The 14244-nt window shown below is 69.5% G+C and carries 15 protein-coding genes and 1 pseudogene; 5 read left to right on the top strand and 11 right to left on the bottom strand.

Features of this window, described 5'->3' with window-relative positions; all coding sequences use genetic code 11:
- Positions 1-7: 7 nt before the first annotated feature.
- Positions 8-685: a LysE family translocator gene (locus tag AAC944_RS01460; RefSeq protein ID WP_030607753.1), complete on the bottom strand. Its 678-nt coding sequence runs from the start codon at positions 683-685 to the stop codon at positions 8-10.
- Positions 686-896: 211 nt separating this feature from the next.
- A complete protein-coding gene (locus tag AAC944_RS01455; RefSeq protein ID WP_030607755.1) occupies positions 897-2024 on the bottom strand; it encodes a diaminopropionate ammonia-lyase in 1128 nt (375 codons plus the stop codon).
- A gap of 133 nt (positions 2025-2157) precedes the next feature.
- On the opposite strand from AAC944_RS01455, the gene AAC944_RS01450 reads away from it, so the two are divergent.
- Complete coding sequence (locus AAC944_RS01450) at positions 2158-3183, top strand: LysR substrate-binding domain-containing protein (protein ID WP_030607757.1); 1026 nt, start codon at positions 2158-2160, stop codon at positions 3181-3183.
- A gap of 102 nt (positions 3184-3285) precedes the next feature.
- Here the strand turns inward: AAC944_RS01450 and AAC944_RS01445 are convergent, their stop codons facing one another.
- A complete protein-coding gene (locus tag AAC944_RS01445; RefSeq protein WP_030607759.1) occupies positions 3286-3558 on the bottom strand; it encodes a hypothetical protein in 273 nt (90 codons plus the stop codon).
- Positions 3558-3716 carry a hypothetical protein gene (locus tag AAC944_RS01440; protein WP_196942719.1) on the bottom strand — a complete coding sequence of 53 codons (159 nt, stop codon included), beginning with the start codon at positions 3714-3716 and terminating at the stop codon, positions 3558-3560. The genes AAC944_RS01445 and AAC944_RS01440 overlap by 1 nt, the downstream gene beginning before the upstream one ends.
- 64 nt (positions 3717-3780) lie before the next feature.
- On the opposite strand from AAC944_RS01440, the gene AAC944_RS01435 reads away from it, so the two are divergent.
- Positions 3781-4197, top strand: coding sequence for an NUDIX hydrolase (locus tag AAC944_RS01435; protein ID WP_030607764.1), 417 nt, complete (start codon positions 3781-3783; stop codon positions 4195-4197).
- 115 nt (positions 4198-4312) lie between these two features.
- Complete coding sequence (locus tag AAC944_RS01430) at positions 4313-4933, top strand: RDD family protein (protein ID WP_037771064.1); 621 nt, start codon at positions 4313-4315, stop codon at positions 4931-4933.
- A gap of 134 nt (positions 4934-5067) precedes the next feature.
- Here the strand turns inward: AAC944_RS01430 and AAC944_RS01425 are convergent, their stop codons facing one another.
- Both AAC944_RS01425 and AAC944_RS01420 read right to left on the bottom strand, forming a co-directional pair.
- A complete protein-coding gene (locus tag AAC944_RS01425; RefSeq protein ID WP_438272777.1) occupies positions 5068-5361 on the bottom strand; it encodes a hypothetical protein in 294 nt (97 codons plus the stop codon).
- A gap of 73 nt (positions 5362-5434) precedes the next feature.
- Positions 5435-5782: a VOC family protein gene (locus AAC944_RS01420; protein WP_030607770.1), complete on the bottom strand. Its 348-nt coding sequence runs from the start codon at positions 5780-5782 to the stop codon at positions 5435-5437.
- Between the two features lie 535 nt (positions 5783-6317).
- Here AAC944_RS01420 and AAC944_RS01415 point away from each other — a divergent pair.
- Positions 6318-7151 carry an APH(3'') family aminoglycoside O-phosphotransferase gene (locus AAC944_RS01415; protein ID WP_030607773.1) on the top strand — a complete coding sequence of 278 codons (834 nt, stop codon included), beginning with the start codon at positions 6318-6320 and terminating at the stop codon, positions 7149-7151.
- Positions 7152-7393: 242 nt separating this feature from the next.
- On the opposite strand, the gene AAC944_RS01410 is transcribed toward AAC944_RS01415, so the two are convergent.
- Positions 7394-8530: a S1 family peptidase gene (locus tag AAC944_RS01410; RefSeq protein WP_037771066.1), complete on the bottom strand. Its 1137-nt coding sequence runs from the start codon at positions 8528-8530 to the stop codon at positions 7394-7396.
- A 691-nt stretch (positions 8531-9221) separates the two neighbouring features.
- Positions 9222-9368, bottom strand: a pseudogene (locus AAC944_RS01400) (short-chain dehydrogenase); the annotation flags it as partial.
- Between the two features lie 68 nt (positions 9369-9436).
- Between AAC944_RS01400 and AAC944_RS01395 the strand changes: the two are divergent.
- A complete protein-coding gene (locus AAC944_RS01395) occupies positions 9437-9781 on the top strand; it encodes a MarR family transcriptional regulator (RefSeq protein WP_051871321.1) in 345 nt (114 codons plus the stop codon).
- Between the two features lie 56 nt (positions 9782-9837).
- On the opposite strand, the gene AAC944_RS01390 is transcribed toward AAC944_RS01395, so the two are convergent.
- The 3 genes from AAC944_RS01390 to AAC944_RS01380 all read right to left on the bottom strand — a co-directional run bounded on the left by AAC944_RS01390 (position 9838) and on the right by AAC944_RS01380 (position 14029).
- On the bottom strand, positions 9838-12687 hold the full coding sequence (locus AAC944_RS01390) for a SpoIIE family protein phosphatase (protein ID WP_078888293.1): 2850 nt from the start codon (positions 12685-12687) through the stop codon (positions 9838-9840).
- Between the two features lie 375 nt (positions 12688-13062).
- Entirely contained in the window at positions 13063-13248 is a 186-nt protein-coding gene (locus AAC944_RS01385) for a DUF2975 domain-containing protein (protein ID WP_051871323.1), read from the bottom strand.
- A 115-nt stretch (positions 13249-13363) separates the two neighbouring features.
- A complete protein-coding gene (locus tag AAC944_RS01380) occupies positions 13364-14029 on the bottom strand; it encodes a maleylpyruvate isomerase N-terminal domain-containing protein (RefSeq protein ID WP_030607788.1) in 666 nt (221 codons plus the stop codon).
- Positions 14030-14244: the final 215 nt, after the last annotated feature.

Here is a 14244-nt window from a genome sequence, read left to right as displayed (position 1 = left end):
ACGCCGATCAGCCGGAGGCTGCCGCGACCGCGAGGCCGAAGCCGATCAGTACGACGCCCGTGGTCCGCCCGAGTGCGCGGCGGACTCGTGGCCTCTGGAGGACCGGCCCGGCCTTGGACAGCAGAAGGACGTAGCTGCTGAGCCAGGCGAGAGTGAGGACGGCGTGGAGGAGGACGAGGAGAGTCATCGCCCAGGCGGCCGGTAGTTGGGGCGGGGCCAGAGTGGGGAGCAGCCCGGTGTAGAAAACCGCGATCTTCGGGTTGAGGACGTTGCTGATCAGGCCGGTCCGCCACGGGTTCCCGGCGGCGGGCCTGGGCCTGGGCCTGGCACCGGTATCGGCCGTGGTATTGGTAACGGCCGTGGCGGCATCGGCCGCGGCGGCGTCCGTGGTGGGGGCTGCGTGGTGGTTCTGACGTAGCGCCTGCACGCCCAGGAAGACCAGGTAACCGGCGCCCACGAGCTTGACTACCAGGTACGCCGTGGGCGAGGCGGCCAGCACGGCCGCGAGCCCGGCAACGGTCAGCGCGCCCCAGACCAGCAGCCCGCACGCGATACCACCGACGGTCCGCAGCCCGTCCCGAGGCCCGGCCGCGACGGCGCGCCGCGTCACCACCGCCATGTCCGGCCCGGGAACGATGGTCAGCAGCCCCAGCACACCGACTGCGGCCATGAGGTGGGTCAGCATGCTGCCGCCCTCCAACCGGTCCGGCCGGTGGGACACGTAGCCAAGGCGGCCATGGCGACCATGGCGGTCAACGCAATCGTGGCAGTCAACACAGTCAGGGCGGTCAAAGCAAAAATCTTCCCGGTAACGCGTGCTCAGTGCTCAGTGCTCAGTGCTCAGTGCTCAGTGATCACTGATCAGTGATTAGTGGTCAGGAGTCAGCGATCAGTGATCAGCTTTCAGTGGGGGAGCGCGGATGCGGATTGGCGGCAGGCCCCTCCGTGCTCAGCAGTACGACCACTGAGGACGGGCCGAGTCCCAGTGCCGTGCGGCGTTCCTCGGCGCCTACGCCGTTGAGCGCCGCCCGTACACCGGCGAGTGCCGCGGCCCCGCAGGGCCCCGAGGAGACACCGAACGCAGCCAGGTCGGCGGCCGCACGGGTGCTGTCCGCGTCGGGGATGGCGACAGCCGCGTCCAGCCCGCTCTGGAGGCAGGGCCAGGCGATGCTGGACGGGGTGCCGCAGTTCAGCCCGGCCATGCTCGTTTCGCCGGTGGTGACACTGACGGGTTCGCCGAGGACGAGGCTTTTGAGGACACACGCCGCGGCCTCCGGCTCCACCGACAGCAACGCCGGGGCCGGCCCGGACGGACGGCTGCGGTAGTGGGTGACCACCGCCTGCGCCAGCGACCCCACACCCACCGGTACGGAGACCAGGTCAGGGCCCTCTTCGATCCCCTCGGCCGCCAGCTGCTCGTCGATCTCGGTGCAGAGCGTGGTGTACCCCTCGACGATCCACCCCGGGATCTCCTCGTAACCCGGCCAGGCGGTGTCCTGGACCAGGACCGCGTCCGGCCCGGCAGCCGCCTCGGCCGCCAGGCGCACAGCCTCGTCGTACGGCCCCGGGACCTCGGTGACCTTCGCCTGCTCGGCGGTGATGGCGGCCACGGCCTGCGGATGCACACCCCGCGGAACGAAGACGTGGGCACGCTGCCCGAGCAGGCGCGCCATGCGGGCCACCGCCCGGCCGTGATTGCCGTCGGTGGCGGTCACCAGGGTGAACGGGCCCGGCTCCGAGTGTCTTCGAGCCCGCTCGGCGAGCGTGCGATGGACCGCCCAGGAAGCCCCCAGCGCCTTGAACGCGGGCAGTCCCAGACGGCACGACTCGTCCTTGACGAAGACCCGGCCGACCCCTAGCTCCGCGGCCAGGGTCGGGAGGTCGGTCAGCGGTGTGGGGGAGTAGCCGGGCAGCGAGGAGTGGAAGTCCCGCACCTCGGCGGGTGTGGCTGCACACCGCCAGGTACGGGCGGCAGGCCGCGCGGACCAGGGCAGCGTACGGAGGGAGGAAGCGTTTCCAGTCACCCGATCATGGTCGGCTGCCTCCTACGATCGGTCCAGCGAATGTTTCCGACGGTTACCATTCGGCTGAGCCGATCATTACTCCCGCGGCTCGTCCGTGGCGCGATCGCTCGAGTCGAGAGGAGACCGGCCGCCGATGTTCGACCTGCACCGACTGCGTCTGCTGCGCGAACTCAAGCACCGCGGCACGCTCGCGGCCGTCGCCGCGGCCCTGTTCTACGCCCCTTCCTCCGTCTCCCAGCAGCTCTCCCAGCTGGAAGCCGAAGTCGGCGTACGGCTGCTGGAGCCGGTCGGGCGGCGCGTGCGGCTGACCGAGCAGGCCGAGATCCTCGTCGCCCACACCGAAGCGGTCCTCGAACGCCTGGAGCGCGCTGAGGCGGACATCGCCACTTCCCTGTCCGACCTGACCGGCACCCTGCGTGTCGCCTCGTTCCAGACGGCAGCCCTGGCCCTGGTCCCGACCACACTCGACCTGCTGCGCGACCGCCATCCGCACCTGCGTGTCCACGTCACGCAGATGGAACCGGAACGGGCTCTGCCCGCCCTACAGGCCCGTGACTTCGACCTGGTACTCGCCGAGGAATACCCCGGCGACCCCAACCCACGGCCCGCCGAACTCGAACAGGAAGACCTGCTCGACGACCCTCTCCACCTCGCACTGCCCGGAGCTGCCGACGGATCGGTTATCTCGTCGGACGCGTCTCCGCGGGGCATCTCCTCGTCGGACGCGTCTCCGCGGGGCACCTCCTCGTCGGGCACCTCCTCGGATGCCCCTTCAGGTACCTCGCATGCCGAGAGCCCGATGGCGGCCCTGCGCTCACTCGCCGACCATCCCTGGGTGATGGAGCCCGAAGGCACCACCGCCCGGCACTGGGCCATGACCCTGTGCCGCGACGCCGGTTTCGAACCCGACGTACGGTTCGAGACCACCGACCTCCTGCTTCACCTACGCCTCGTCGAGCAGGGACACGCTGCCGCCTTCCTGCCCGACCTCGTCTGGCGAGGGCACCCACCGACCGTCGCTCTCCGGAAACTCCCGCGTGGCCGTCGCACCCGCCGCGTCTTCACCGTCGTACGCCGCGGCGGTAGCCGGCACCCTGCCGTCCTCGCGTACCGCGACGCCCTACTCCGGGCAGTGACCTTTCACTCCAGCCAGGCATGAGAGGCACGAGAGGCCCGAGAAGCACGAGAGGTGTGAGCAGACATACGTAGGTATAAGCAATATATGAGGCATCCTGCTCATCAATTACCGTGAAACGGCGGCTCAGTAATGCATACGGGCGCCGGAGGGGTCGCCGCCTGCTCCGGTCTTGCGCTTCCGGGGGCGACGGCCGGCGCGTGCCTGGGCGGGCGGCTTCTGCTTCGCCGGGATCGGGTAGCGCAGGCCGCGGGTGTCGGGGCCGGCGGGGCCGCCCTCCACCGGCATGCAGCCGGCGCATTCGGTGAGGCTGGCCCAGATGCCGGCGGTCGGGTAATAGAGGCCGTCGGGTGGGAGATAGATGCCGCCACAGACGTGGCAGATGCAGATCGGGCGCACTACTCGTTCGCCTCCCCCGTGCCGCCGCACATGTCGCACCGCTGGGTGCTGTGCCGCACGACGTATATCTCGTTGCCGTTCCGGTCGCGCTCGACGGTGTGCTCTTCGCGGTCGGTGACCCCTTGACCGCGACACTTCGGGCACAGTGCGCCGGGCATGTGCCCATGCTGGCACCGAGGGTGCAGGCTTGTCAGCGACACCGTCACTCCCCAGGGGAACGTCATGGCTGAGACCTCGGAGAAATCGATCGCAGCAGCGATCATCGTTCACGGAGACCGTGTCCTGCTGGTCCGCCGCCGTATCACCGAAGGACCTTTCGTCTGGCAGTTCCCGGTCGGCGAGGTCGGGGCGGACGAGACTGCGGAACAGGCCGCGGTGCGCGAGGCTTTGGAGGAGACGGGGCTGAGGACCAGGGCGGTCAGCAGGCTGGGGAGGCGGGCGCAGCCGCAGACCGGCACGTTCCTGTCGTACATCGCCTGCTCGGTCGTCTCCGGTGAGGCGCATGTCGCGGCACCGGAAGAGCTTTCCGCGATCGTGTGGGCTGCCCATGCGGACATTCCGCGGTACGTGCCGTACGGTCTGTACCCGCCCGTACAGGCGTACCTGGACGCCGAACTCCCGCATGGAGCGGTGTCATGACAGATACACGGATCCCCTGGACCACTCCACGGGACCCAAGAAATAGCAACACCCGCGAAATAACAACACTTACGAAATAGCACCACTCACGAAATGGAAAAGAGGAGATCTCGCAGTGAGCCACCCCGGGCCGCCGCCGCAGGCGTCGTACGGCTACCCGCCCCAACAACCGCCGACGCAGCAGGGGTACGGATATCCGCACCAGCAGCCGTACGGGGTCCCGTACCCGGCGTCCCAGCAATCCGGGTTTCCTTACGCGGTGCCCTTCGTGCCGCAGCCCCCTCCGTACGCCGGCTGGCCGCACCGCGCGGGGGCCTTCCTTCTCGACTGTGCGCTCAACTTCGGCCCGATGTGGGTGCTGATGGGGTTCGGAATCGCCTTGGAGGGGCGCACGGGTGAAAGCGGCGACGTCGTCGCGAACGTCCTGTCCTGGCTGGGAATCCTGGCGATGATCGTCACCGTGGTCTTCCAGCTGCGGCGCGAGGGCCGGTCCGGGCAGACCGTGGGCAAGAAGGCACTCGGTATCCGGGCCGTCCGCGCGTACGACGCCCAGATGCTCGGCGTCGGTCTGGCCCTCGGGCGCCGCCTGCTGCAGTTCCTGAACTGCTTCGCGTGCGGGCTGGGCTGGTTGTGGGCCCTCTGGGACGACAGGAGCCAGACGTTCGCCGACAAGATCACCAGCGTGGTCGTCGTCCGCGCGGACGCAGTACCGGGGTCCCGGACCGCCGACGCCTGAAAGCCGGCCGGGCGATCACGCCCGCGTCCGGCAGCAGCAGTACACGGTCGGGACGTAGGGCGTCGCTGGCGCCCTCGTCGTGCGTGACCGTCACGATCGCCCCCGGGTACGAGCCGACCGCGGCAAGCACCTCGTCACGGGAGGCGGGGTCGAGGTGATTGGTCGGCTCGTCCAGCAGCAGGGCGCCGTCGTGTCCGGCGAAACAGGATGCGAGCCAGTTCGACGCGGCGCCGCTGCCCGCCGGAGAGCGCGCCGACCGGCTCGCCCAGTACCCGGTCGGGCAGCCCGAGACCAGCGGCCACCCGGGGCGCCTCGGCCTCCGCGCCGTCCCCCCGGGCGGCCTCGGCACGGGCGTAGGTATGCATCGCCCGGTCCAGGGCGGTGGGCCCGTCGGCGTGCGTCGCCATCGCCGCCTCGGGTGCCCGCATCTCGTGCGGGGTGCGGTTGTGGCCGAGTGCTCCGACCAGCGGCTTATGGGCGGCGCTGGGGGGACGCGTCGGTTCAGCGGTGGCCCAGGACGTTGACCACCCGGCCGTTCGGGTCGAGGACGAAGAACCGGCGTACGCCCCACTCCTCGTCCTGCAGGGGATGCACGATCTCCGCGCCGCTGTCGACCACGGCTGCGTACACCGCGTCCACGTCATCCACCTCGATGCTCATATCGGGCTGGACGGGCGCGGTTTCCTCGCGGCTCATGAGAATGACCTGTGCCGAGGGGTTGGAGGGAGAGGCGAGCGTCATGACCCAGCCCAGATTCATGGTCTCCTCGAGCCCGAGGAGGCCGTAGAAGTCCCGGCTCTCCTCCATGGCTTTCGATTGGACATCGGGCACTACTCGGCGAACGGACATCAGTGGCTCCTGTCGACTCGACTGACGAAGTAAGCGTGCCTGAGCTTCCCCGAACGTCGGCGAGAATACCTGCCGTGCCCGACTTCGTCCCGGTGAGTGGTCTCCATTCCCCGAGGGCGACGACGGAGTCCAGCAGTGTCGTACCGAGTTCCGGCCGGGCGGGTGGACGGACGGGCGGCTGGACGGCTGGGCGGCTGGGCGGACGGGTGGGTGAGCGCTGTCAGCTGAGCCCGGTTGGGCTTGCGCCGGATTCAGCTGCTTCGGGTCGTCGGCGGAAACGGTGAAAGGGAAGTCCGTGCTGTCAGGTTCGGCCTTGCGGGCCGCCGTTACGACAGTAAGGGGGCGGGGCCCGGTGTGTACGCCGTCAACCCCGGTGGCCCGGTGGCCCGGTGGCCCGGTGGCCCGGTGGCCCGGCGGCCCGGCGGCCCGGTGGCACCGGTGACTGTGCTGCTCGCTTCGTCCCGGACTCTTCTGGTCTCGACCGCACCGAGTGGGGGCGGGGCGGTCGGCTGCTCGGCTGGTTAGAGTGGCCGACATGAGCGATCATCCCGGGCCGCCGCTTCGGATCGTGTCGCCGGCGCTGCTCGGCGCGGGTGGCGGAGAGGGCGACTGGCTGCCCGTCACCGCGGGTGAGTCGGGGGCCGCTGTGTTCCGCAGTGCGGATGCCGGCCGGTACGCCAAGTGTGTACCGGCTGCCGACGCGGCCGACCTGGAGGCCGAGCGCGACCGGGTCGTATGGCTCGGCGATGAGGGCGTACCGGGGCCCCAGGTGCTCGACTGGTACACCAATGACGTGGGTGCCTGCCTGGTCACCAGTGCTGTCCGTGGCGTACCCGCCGACCAGCTGCCGGCCGCGGACCTGCGGGCCTCGTGGGAACGCATCGCGGACGCGGTCCGCAGACTGCACGAGGTGCCCGTACGGCGGTGCCCGTTCCGCAGGGATCTGGACACCATGGTCGCCGTGGCGCACGACGTTGTGGCCCGTGATGCGGTGAACCTGGAGTTCCTGCCCGTCGAGCAACAGCACACACCGGCCGCCGAACTGCTGGCCCGCCTGGTGCCGCAGGTCGCGCGGCGACGGGAGCAGGAGGCGGCCGACACGGTCGTCTGCCACGGCGACCTGTGCCTGCCCAACATTGTCCTCGATCCGCAGACCCTGGAGGTGTCGGGCTTCATCGACCTGGGGCGCCTCGGGCTGGCCGACCGTTACGCCGACCTCGCGCTCCTGCTCGCCAACGCGCGGGAGACGTGGCCGGACGAGGGGCGGGCGCGGACCGCGGACGCGGCGTTCGCCGAGCGGTACGGCATCGCCCTCGACCACGACCGCTTGCGTTTCTACCTCCACCTCGACCCGCTCACCTGGGGTTAGGCGCCGCCCCGCTTCAGACGCCGTGCTGGCTCGGGCGGCCGCCCGGCACGCGCCCTCAGGCCGCGACGGTTGTCGGGCTGCGTGTTGCGTGCTGCGGACAGCTTGCAGCGGGCAGCGTGCACCCCGACAACCGTTTCCCGACAACCGTTTCCCGACAACCGGTTCCTGACGACCGGTTCCTGACGACCGGTTCCTGACAACCGGTTTCCCCGGTTGGGGCGTTCAGGCCGTGTTGTGAAGTGTCAGGCCGTGTGAAGTGTCAGGCCGTAGCGGGTCAGGATTTCGTTGATCGGCTGGTACCAAGTCTCGCCGCCGCTGGTGCAGTTGCCCCAGCCGCCGGACGTGACGCCCTGCGCCTGGTCGCCGCTGATGAAGGAGCCGCCCGAGTCGCCGCCCTCGGCGCAGACGCTGGTCTTGGTCATCTGGTGGACGGCGCCCTGGCTGTAGTTGACGGTCTCGTTCTTGGCCAGGACGGTGCCGCAGTGCCAGTGCGTGGTGGAGCCGGAGCGGCAGATCGAGGCGCCGATCGGTGCCTCGTTGGAGCCGCGGACCAGCTGGTCGGACACGGTACCCCAGCCGAGGACCACGGGTACGGTCCACCAGCCGTTGCCGACGTTCACCCATGCGTAGTCGTTGTCGGGGAAGGACGAGCCCCGGAAGTTGCCGATGGGCGAGCGGTCCCAGCCGCTGACCGAGGCGCCGGCCTGGCCGCAGTGGCCGGCTGTGACGAAGCCGCCGTGTACGGAGAAGCCGATGGAGCAGCGGACGTTACCTGTGTAGTACGGATCGCCGCCGACGGTGCCTGCGGCGAACGTCCGGGGCCGCTGCGCCGTCTCCTTGACCGTGACGGGGCCGGCCTGCTGGGCGCGGTCGAGGAATTCGCGGACGTCGCGGTCGTTCTTCTGGGCCGCGACGACATCGACCACGACTCGGTTGGCCTTGGGATCGACGTGCCAGCTGCTGACGCCGGCCGGTGGCGCGGAGAGCGCATCGATGCGCTTCTTGGCCGCATCGAGTTGCGCCGCGCTGTGTTCGACCAGTCGTACGGCTGCGCCCGTCGCCCGTACGGCGTCGGCCTTGCGGGCGTTGCTGACCGCGACCGTCAGGGTGCCGCTGCTCGGAGTGAACCAAGAGCCGCCGTACGTCTTCCCCGCGGCGCGCCGCGCCTTGCTCTCGACCGCCGTCGCCGTCTTCTCTGCGGCCAGACGCGCTTCGGCCTGATGTGCCGTCAGTCCGAAATCACGTTGCATCGCGGAGAGCAGGCCGGCGGACGCGGGGGCTTCGGGAGGAGTGGATGAGGGGGCTGCGGCGGCCGGAGCCAGCCCGGCGGCGCCCCAGGAACCGAGGAGGAGTAGTGCGGACAGGCTGGTGCGTATCACTGTCGTACGTCTCACGGCAGGTGGCCCTTCTGTGTTCCAGTGCGGTGGGGTGGAACAGCGAGCAGGTGAGAGCGCTCTCAAGTGGTGCCAGCCGGAGCGTAACCGAGGATCATGGACAGGTCTACGCCAAGGAAGGGGGGAAGGGCGGCGCGGGGTGACGTGGGGCGGCGCGGCCTTTCCGGCCTTCTTGCCGCCTTATCCTGCGAGGCACCAGGGGACCGTCGGCGTCGGACACCAGGGCGCGCAGGCCCGCGCCCCGTCCCTCGAACTGATCGAGTACCGCGGCCTTCGCGCTCCCGGTGTCGGAGAAGTCGATCGAGTCGAGCCACTCCTCGCCGGCACGCCGGAGCCGCGCCGTACCTGGGCCTTCCGCATACTGCTCGCCGGCATTCTCGACACGCCGCTGCCTGAGGAGGCACGGCCGGCTACCTGAGCGGCTCATTCAGGGGGAAGCTCAGAAGTTGTTCGCACGGCCGTCCGTGTCCTCGGTGTCCACGGCGCCGTCGGCGTCTCCGGCGTTGTCAGCGTCCGCGGCGTTCTCGGTGTCTGTGGCGTTCTCGGTGTCTGTGGCGTTATCGGCCTCCGCGGCGCCCTTCGTGCCCTTTGTGTCCTTCGGACTCTCCGCACTCTCCGCACTCTCCGCGCTGTCCGCACTCTGCGCCCTCTCCGCGCCGTCCGTGCTGTTCGTGCTGTCCGCGTGGCCGCCCGCGCCGAGCAGGCCGGTCGCTTCGAAGGGTGCGGCGGCGGCGAGGCGGGGGAGCTCGTACCGGGAAAGCATCGTGACGACGGGTGGCATGGCGGCCCGCACCAGCTGGGTGGCCCGCAGCCAGGAGGGTACGAGCGCCTGTACGTCGGTCAGATGCAATCCCTGCGACTGGGCGAACTCCTGGACGATCCGGTTGAGCCATCCTGGACGGCGATGGCAACGGCGATGGTGATGGCAGCGGCAACGCCGAGCCCATGACGCCGGGGAGGCTGCGCAAGCAGCTCAACCTCACCTCGGGTGCCATGACCGCATGCCTGGACAGGCTGGAGAAGGCCGGACACATCCGCCGGGTCAGGGCCGCCGACGACCGCCGCGTGGTGCACCTGCACTACGCCGAGGCGGCCAAGGAAGTGGCACGGGACTACTTCCAGCCCCTGGCGCGCGGTACCGACGCCGCGCGCGCCCGTTTCACCCCCGAGGAACTTCACGTGGTTGTCCGCTTCCTCGCCGAGATGAACCGAGAGCTCACCCTGCTTCGGAAATGAACCGAGAACTCACCCCGTTCTGCCGCTGAGGGCCCGCCACGGCGCGCTGCCGTTACTTACTGCTGGCGCGGTTCGGTCGGTTCAGGGCGGAGGGCGAGAAAGGCGATGTCGTCGGCGCTGTCGGCACTCAGCCCGATGAGCAGTTCGTCGCAGAACACATCGAGGGGTTCGTCGGCGAGCTCGGCGGTGTGCCGGCGGAGCCTGTCCATGGCGTGGTCGAGGGATTCGTCGCGGCGTTCGATGAGGCCGTCGGTATACAGCAGCAGGGTCGAGTGGGCGGGGAGGCTATTCGTGGCTCCGGGGCGAGGCATGTCGGGTTCCATGCCGAGCAGCAGGCCCGCGCCCCCTTCCAGGTACCGGGTCTCGCCTTCCCTGGTGGTCAGCAGTGGCGGCAGGTGCCCGGCGGAGGAGTGTTTCAGCTCCCAGGGGCCGGTGCGGGGGCCCGTGACGATAGCGTAGATGCAGGTGGCGGTGGCTTCCTGGGAGAGAGTGTGGTTCGCCATGTCCAGTCGGCGCAGCACTTCTTCGGGCGGCTCCTGGCAGTCGATGGCGATGCCGCGCAGCATGCTGCGCAACTGGCTCATGGCGACGGCCGCCTCCAGGTCGTGTCCGGCGACATCGCCGATGACCACTGCGGTCCGGCCGTTGGGGACGACGAAACTGTCGTACCAGTCGCCGCCGATCTGCGCGGTGGTGGAGGAGGGCGCGTATCGGGCAGCCATCCGCAGGTGCGGGATGTCGGGCAGTACGGGGAGCAGGGAGCGCTGGAGGCGTTCGGCGATCTGCCGGGTCTCCTGGTACAGGCGGGCGTGCTCCACTCCCAGGGCGAGGCTGCGGACCAGGTCACCGATCAGGGGCAGTGCCTCTTCGGTGAACGGCTGCTCGTCGCCGGTACGGGCCAGCGTCAGCGCGCCGAACACCGCACCGCGGGTCCGGAGCGGAGCGATGACGGAGCTGTTCGCTCCCATCCGCTCGAACAGCTCGGAGTATCGGGCATCGAGCGGGCTCGACACTTCGCTCGGCGGCGGGATCTCGGTGAGCAGCAGCGGCCCGGCCCCCTGCAGTACCCGGGCCAGCGGCCCCCGCGCGGATCCGGTCACCGGCGGGAGCCTGCCCGCGTACGCTTCGGCGGGCAGTGTGGTGGGGCTGCGGTGCGAGACGCAGAACCGTTCCAGCTGGTCGGACTCGTTGAGCAGATCCACCACGCACCAGTCGGCCAGCCGCTGCGTCAGCATCCTACACACCCGCTGCAGTCCCTCGTCCAGATTCGGGGTGCTGCTCAGCGCCTCTCCGATGTCCGCGAGCAGCCGCCTTTCCGACGCCGACTCGCCGGCTTCGTCACGACCGCCCGTACGCGGGTCGTGTTCCGTTACGTCCGACTCCGCTGCCCCGTCCGGATTCGTTACGCCAGCATTCATAACGCCAGCATTCATAAGGTCAGGACTCGTGAGGTTAGGACTCGTGACGTCAGACCTCATCACCCCAGGACTTGTTACATCGGGCAGGTGCGGACCGCCCGGCTGTTGTTGCGGGGCCGACGTCCTGCCCTCTCCGGCTCCGGGAGGCAGCGGCGAGGGGGCCGGGGGAGCGGTCCTGGGGGAAAGCCGGGCGACGAACACGGTACGGCCGTCAGCCATGCCCTGGGTCTGGATGAACAGCCGGACGGGGACCAGGCGGCCGTCCCGGTGCAGCGCGGGGAGCGGTACCGAGCGGCCCAGGATACGGGGCCGGCCGGTGAGCAGGAGGGAGGTGAACGACGCCATGTGCCGTTCACGCAGATGCTCCGGGATGAGGACCGTGAGCCGCCGGCCGACGAGTTCGTCCACTTGCCAGCCGAGCATGTCCGCCGCGGGCCCGTTCGCCGCGATGATCCGGTTCTCGTCGTCGGCGGCGATGGTCGGTACCCTGCTGGCCCATACGTGGCTGGCGTCCCAGGGCACCGGTTCGGTGGGACTGGCGCTCGGCTCGCGGGGGACCACGGTCCACGCGGTGGCCGGCCCGCCGGCGAGCTGACCCGTGATCTGATCGAGCAGCCAGTGCCGGAAGGCGCGGTTCTGCGGAAGAGCCGGCCAGGTGAGAAGGCGTTCTTCCCGGGCTGCTTTGTCTGCCAGGTCGAGCACATGACGCAGTGTGAACACTGCCTGTGCGGCATCCGCCGGCAGGGACAGGCGCAGGGAGTGGATGTCCGAAACGGAAGGCAGTTCCGCCAGTGCGACCGTCATGCCGGCGTTGATCAGGTTGTTCATGTCGTGCGCGGTGGCGAGCTCTTCCGGCCGTACGCCGATGTCCTCACCGGCGTACGCGGCAAGGGTGAGCTCGCGCAACAGCCTGTGCCGATGATGCTGGGACGCCAGGAAGAGCGTGTCCGGCAGGTCGATCAGCGTCACGGTGTGAGCGGGACTGCCGCAAGGCGGCACGGGAGTTCCCCACGGGGAGGGTGGGGCCGATGTCGGCGGGTCTGGTGGCGATGCCGGAGGTTCTGAGGCTGCCGGCGATTGTCCGTCCAGCCGTAGTTCGCACCACACCGTCTTACGGTCGTCACCTGTCTCGACCCCGTACCGGGAAGCCAGCTGCTCCACCACGGCCAGCCCCTGCCCCGGGCCGGTGTACGGAAGCCGCCCCTGCGATACCAATCCGCGGCACGGCTGATGATCGCTGACCTGAACGTGAACCTGGTGGTCGGATGCCCGGACCGTCACCTCCGCCGTTGTGCGCGCGTGCAGGACCACGTTGGTCATCAGCTCGCTGACCAGCAGCTGGGCCGTCTCCACCGCATCGGAGCCGACGCCGCCGCCCAACGTGGTCCGTACGAAACGCCGAGCCAGCGCCACACTCTCCGGCCGCGGAGCGAACCTCCGCGAGGCCGCCGCCCCGCCCTGACTCCCGCGCTGCCTGGTGTGATCCATGGCGCCAGTGTGCTGCACACGGCTCCCCACGGCTCCGCACTCCACGGGTGTCAGGCCGCCGCACTCGCCGGAATCCACCAGCTGGGCGAGGGGCCCGCTCATCGCGGGGCCATCCGAACGGCCGTCCGAGCAGCCCCCGAACTGCCGTCCGAACTGTCGTCCGAGCCGTGCTCCGGCAGCCTTTTGGCGAGCAGGAGGTCGAGTCCGACGATGATGGCCATCAAATGACCTCAGCCATCTCGGCCTGCAACCCGGTCGCCTTGTACAGGAGGCTACGCATGATGATGACGAGCATCGCGAACGCCGCTCCTACGGCCGACGCAAGCGGCCGCGGCGACCAGTGCGCTGATGATGGTCATGCTTGATGGTGTCGACTCACCGGAAGGCACGTGCCGTGAAGATCGCACCGCGCTGCACCATGGTGAGCGGCATCAGCACTGCCACGAGCGCGTCTTGGACGCAGGCGGTGCCGACGATCGCCACCGTCACGTACGGCGCGGCGAACGGGGCGTACGGGGGGAAGCGGTCGACCTCATCGGCTGCCGTCGTCGGTATGACCACGATCTGACTACTGCCGACAGCGCCGCAAGGTCCGCAAGTGCCGCAAGTGCCGCAAGTGCCGCAAGCGCCGCAAGGTCCGCAAGTGCCGACAGCACTGCAAATGCCAGCAGTCTCCTCAGCCGAGGATGAGCGGGAGTTTCGTGGCCGGCTCACCCAGCTTGCTCAGCTCGGTCTTCTCCGCTTCGTTCGGGGCACGCCGCCCGGTGCCGATCAGCAGTGCGTCCGCGTCGGAGAACGAGGAGGGGAACGCCGTACCGGCGATCTCTTCCAGCATTTCGCGTGACCGGGCGAGCCCCTCCGCGGGCGGATCCGTCGCATCCGGAAGATGCGCGATCAGATCGAGGTGGTGCAGCGTCCATTCGAGGACGTACGTGGAGAGGTAGTCGGCCGCGGTGAGGACCTCATCGCGAGTACTCACCCGGAGCGCGGGATCCGCGAGTACGGCGGCGCGGCCGGCGGCGGAACCGACGTCGTCGAGATGGAACTTGAGCAGCCGCGGCTCCTCGTACGCGGCAGCCAGCCGAACGGTCAGCGCGTCGAGCGGGTCGTCGCCGGTCGGCGGCGTGTCGGAGACGTTCCAGTAGGTCACCGCGTCCCGGGTCGGTTCCGTGTCGGCGGGGGTGGCGAGGGTGATCAGAACGTCCTGAGCGTCGATGATCAGGTGGCACACCAGGTCCCGTACGAGCCAGCCGGTGCAGCCGGACGGCCGCGCGAAGTCCTCGTCCGGAAGTTCGGCGACCGCTGTGCGCAGTGCTGTCCAGCTACGTGAGAAGAGATCCACGGCCGCAAGCTAGCAGCGCCCGGTCGCCATGGCGACCATCGCTTCACGCCGCACCGGTAGCCCGTATCCCCGTATCTCGCATTCCTATATCTCGCATCCCCATATCTTGCATCTCCGTATCTCGTAGCCCGCCACGGCACGGTACGGCGCGGTACGGCACGGAGATTCATAGGCGAGGCCTATACAGGCCATCGATTTTTGGTCGTGGACCCCGC

It is taken from the genome of Streptomyces sclerotialus, from assembly GCF_040907265.1.
In the GTDB taxonomy this organism is placed as follows: Bacteria; Actinomycetota; Actinomycetes; order Streptomycetales; family Streptomycetaceae; genus Streptomyces; species Streptomyces sclerotialus.
This window is presented reverse-complemented; position numbering and strand designations above follow the sequence as displayed.

Excerpts from the sequence above, each read along its gene's own strand:
- AAC944_RS01460 (WP_030607753.1), bottom strand. The coding sequence starts at position 685 with ATGCTGACCCACCTCATGGCCGCAGTCGGTGTGCTGGGGCTGCTGACC.
- AAC944_RS01450 (WP_030607757.1), top strand. The coding sequence starts at position 2,158 with ATGTTCGACCTGCACCGACTGCGTCTGCTGCGCGAACTCAAGCACCGC.
- AAC944_RS01440 (WP_196942719.1), bottom strand. The coding sequence starts at position 3,716 with ATGCCCGGCGCACTGTGCCCGAAGTGTCGCGGTCAAGGGGTCACCGAC.
- AAC944_RS01435 (WP_030607764.1), top strand. The coding sequence starts at position 3,781 with ATGGCTGAGACCTCGGAGAAATCGATCGCAGCAGCGATCATCGTTCAC.
- AAC944_RS01425 (WP_438272777.1), bottom strand. The coding sequence starts at position 5,361 with ATGCGGGCACCCGAGGCGGCGATGGCGACGCACGCCGACGGGCCCACC.
- AAC944_RS01420 (WP_030607770.1), bottom strand. The coding sequence starts at position 5,782 with ATGTCCGTTCGCCGAGTAGTGCCCGATGTCCAATCGAAAGCCATGGAG.
- AAC944_RS01415 (WP_030607773.1), top strand. The coding sequence starts at position 6,318 with ATGAGCGATCATCCCGGGCCGCCGCTTCGGATCGTGTCGCCGGCGCTG.
- AAC944_RS01390 (WP_078888293.1), bottom strand. The coding sequence starts at position 12,687 with ATGGATCACACCAGGCAGCGCGGGAGTCAGGGCGGGGCGGCGGCCTCG.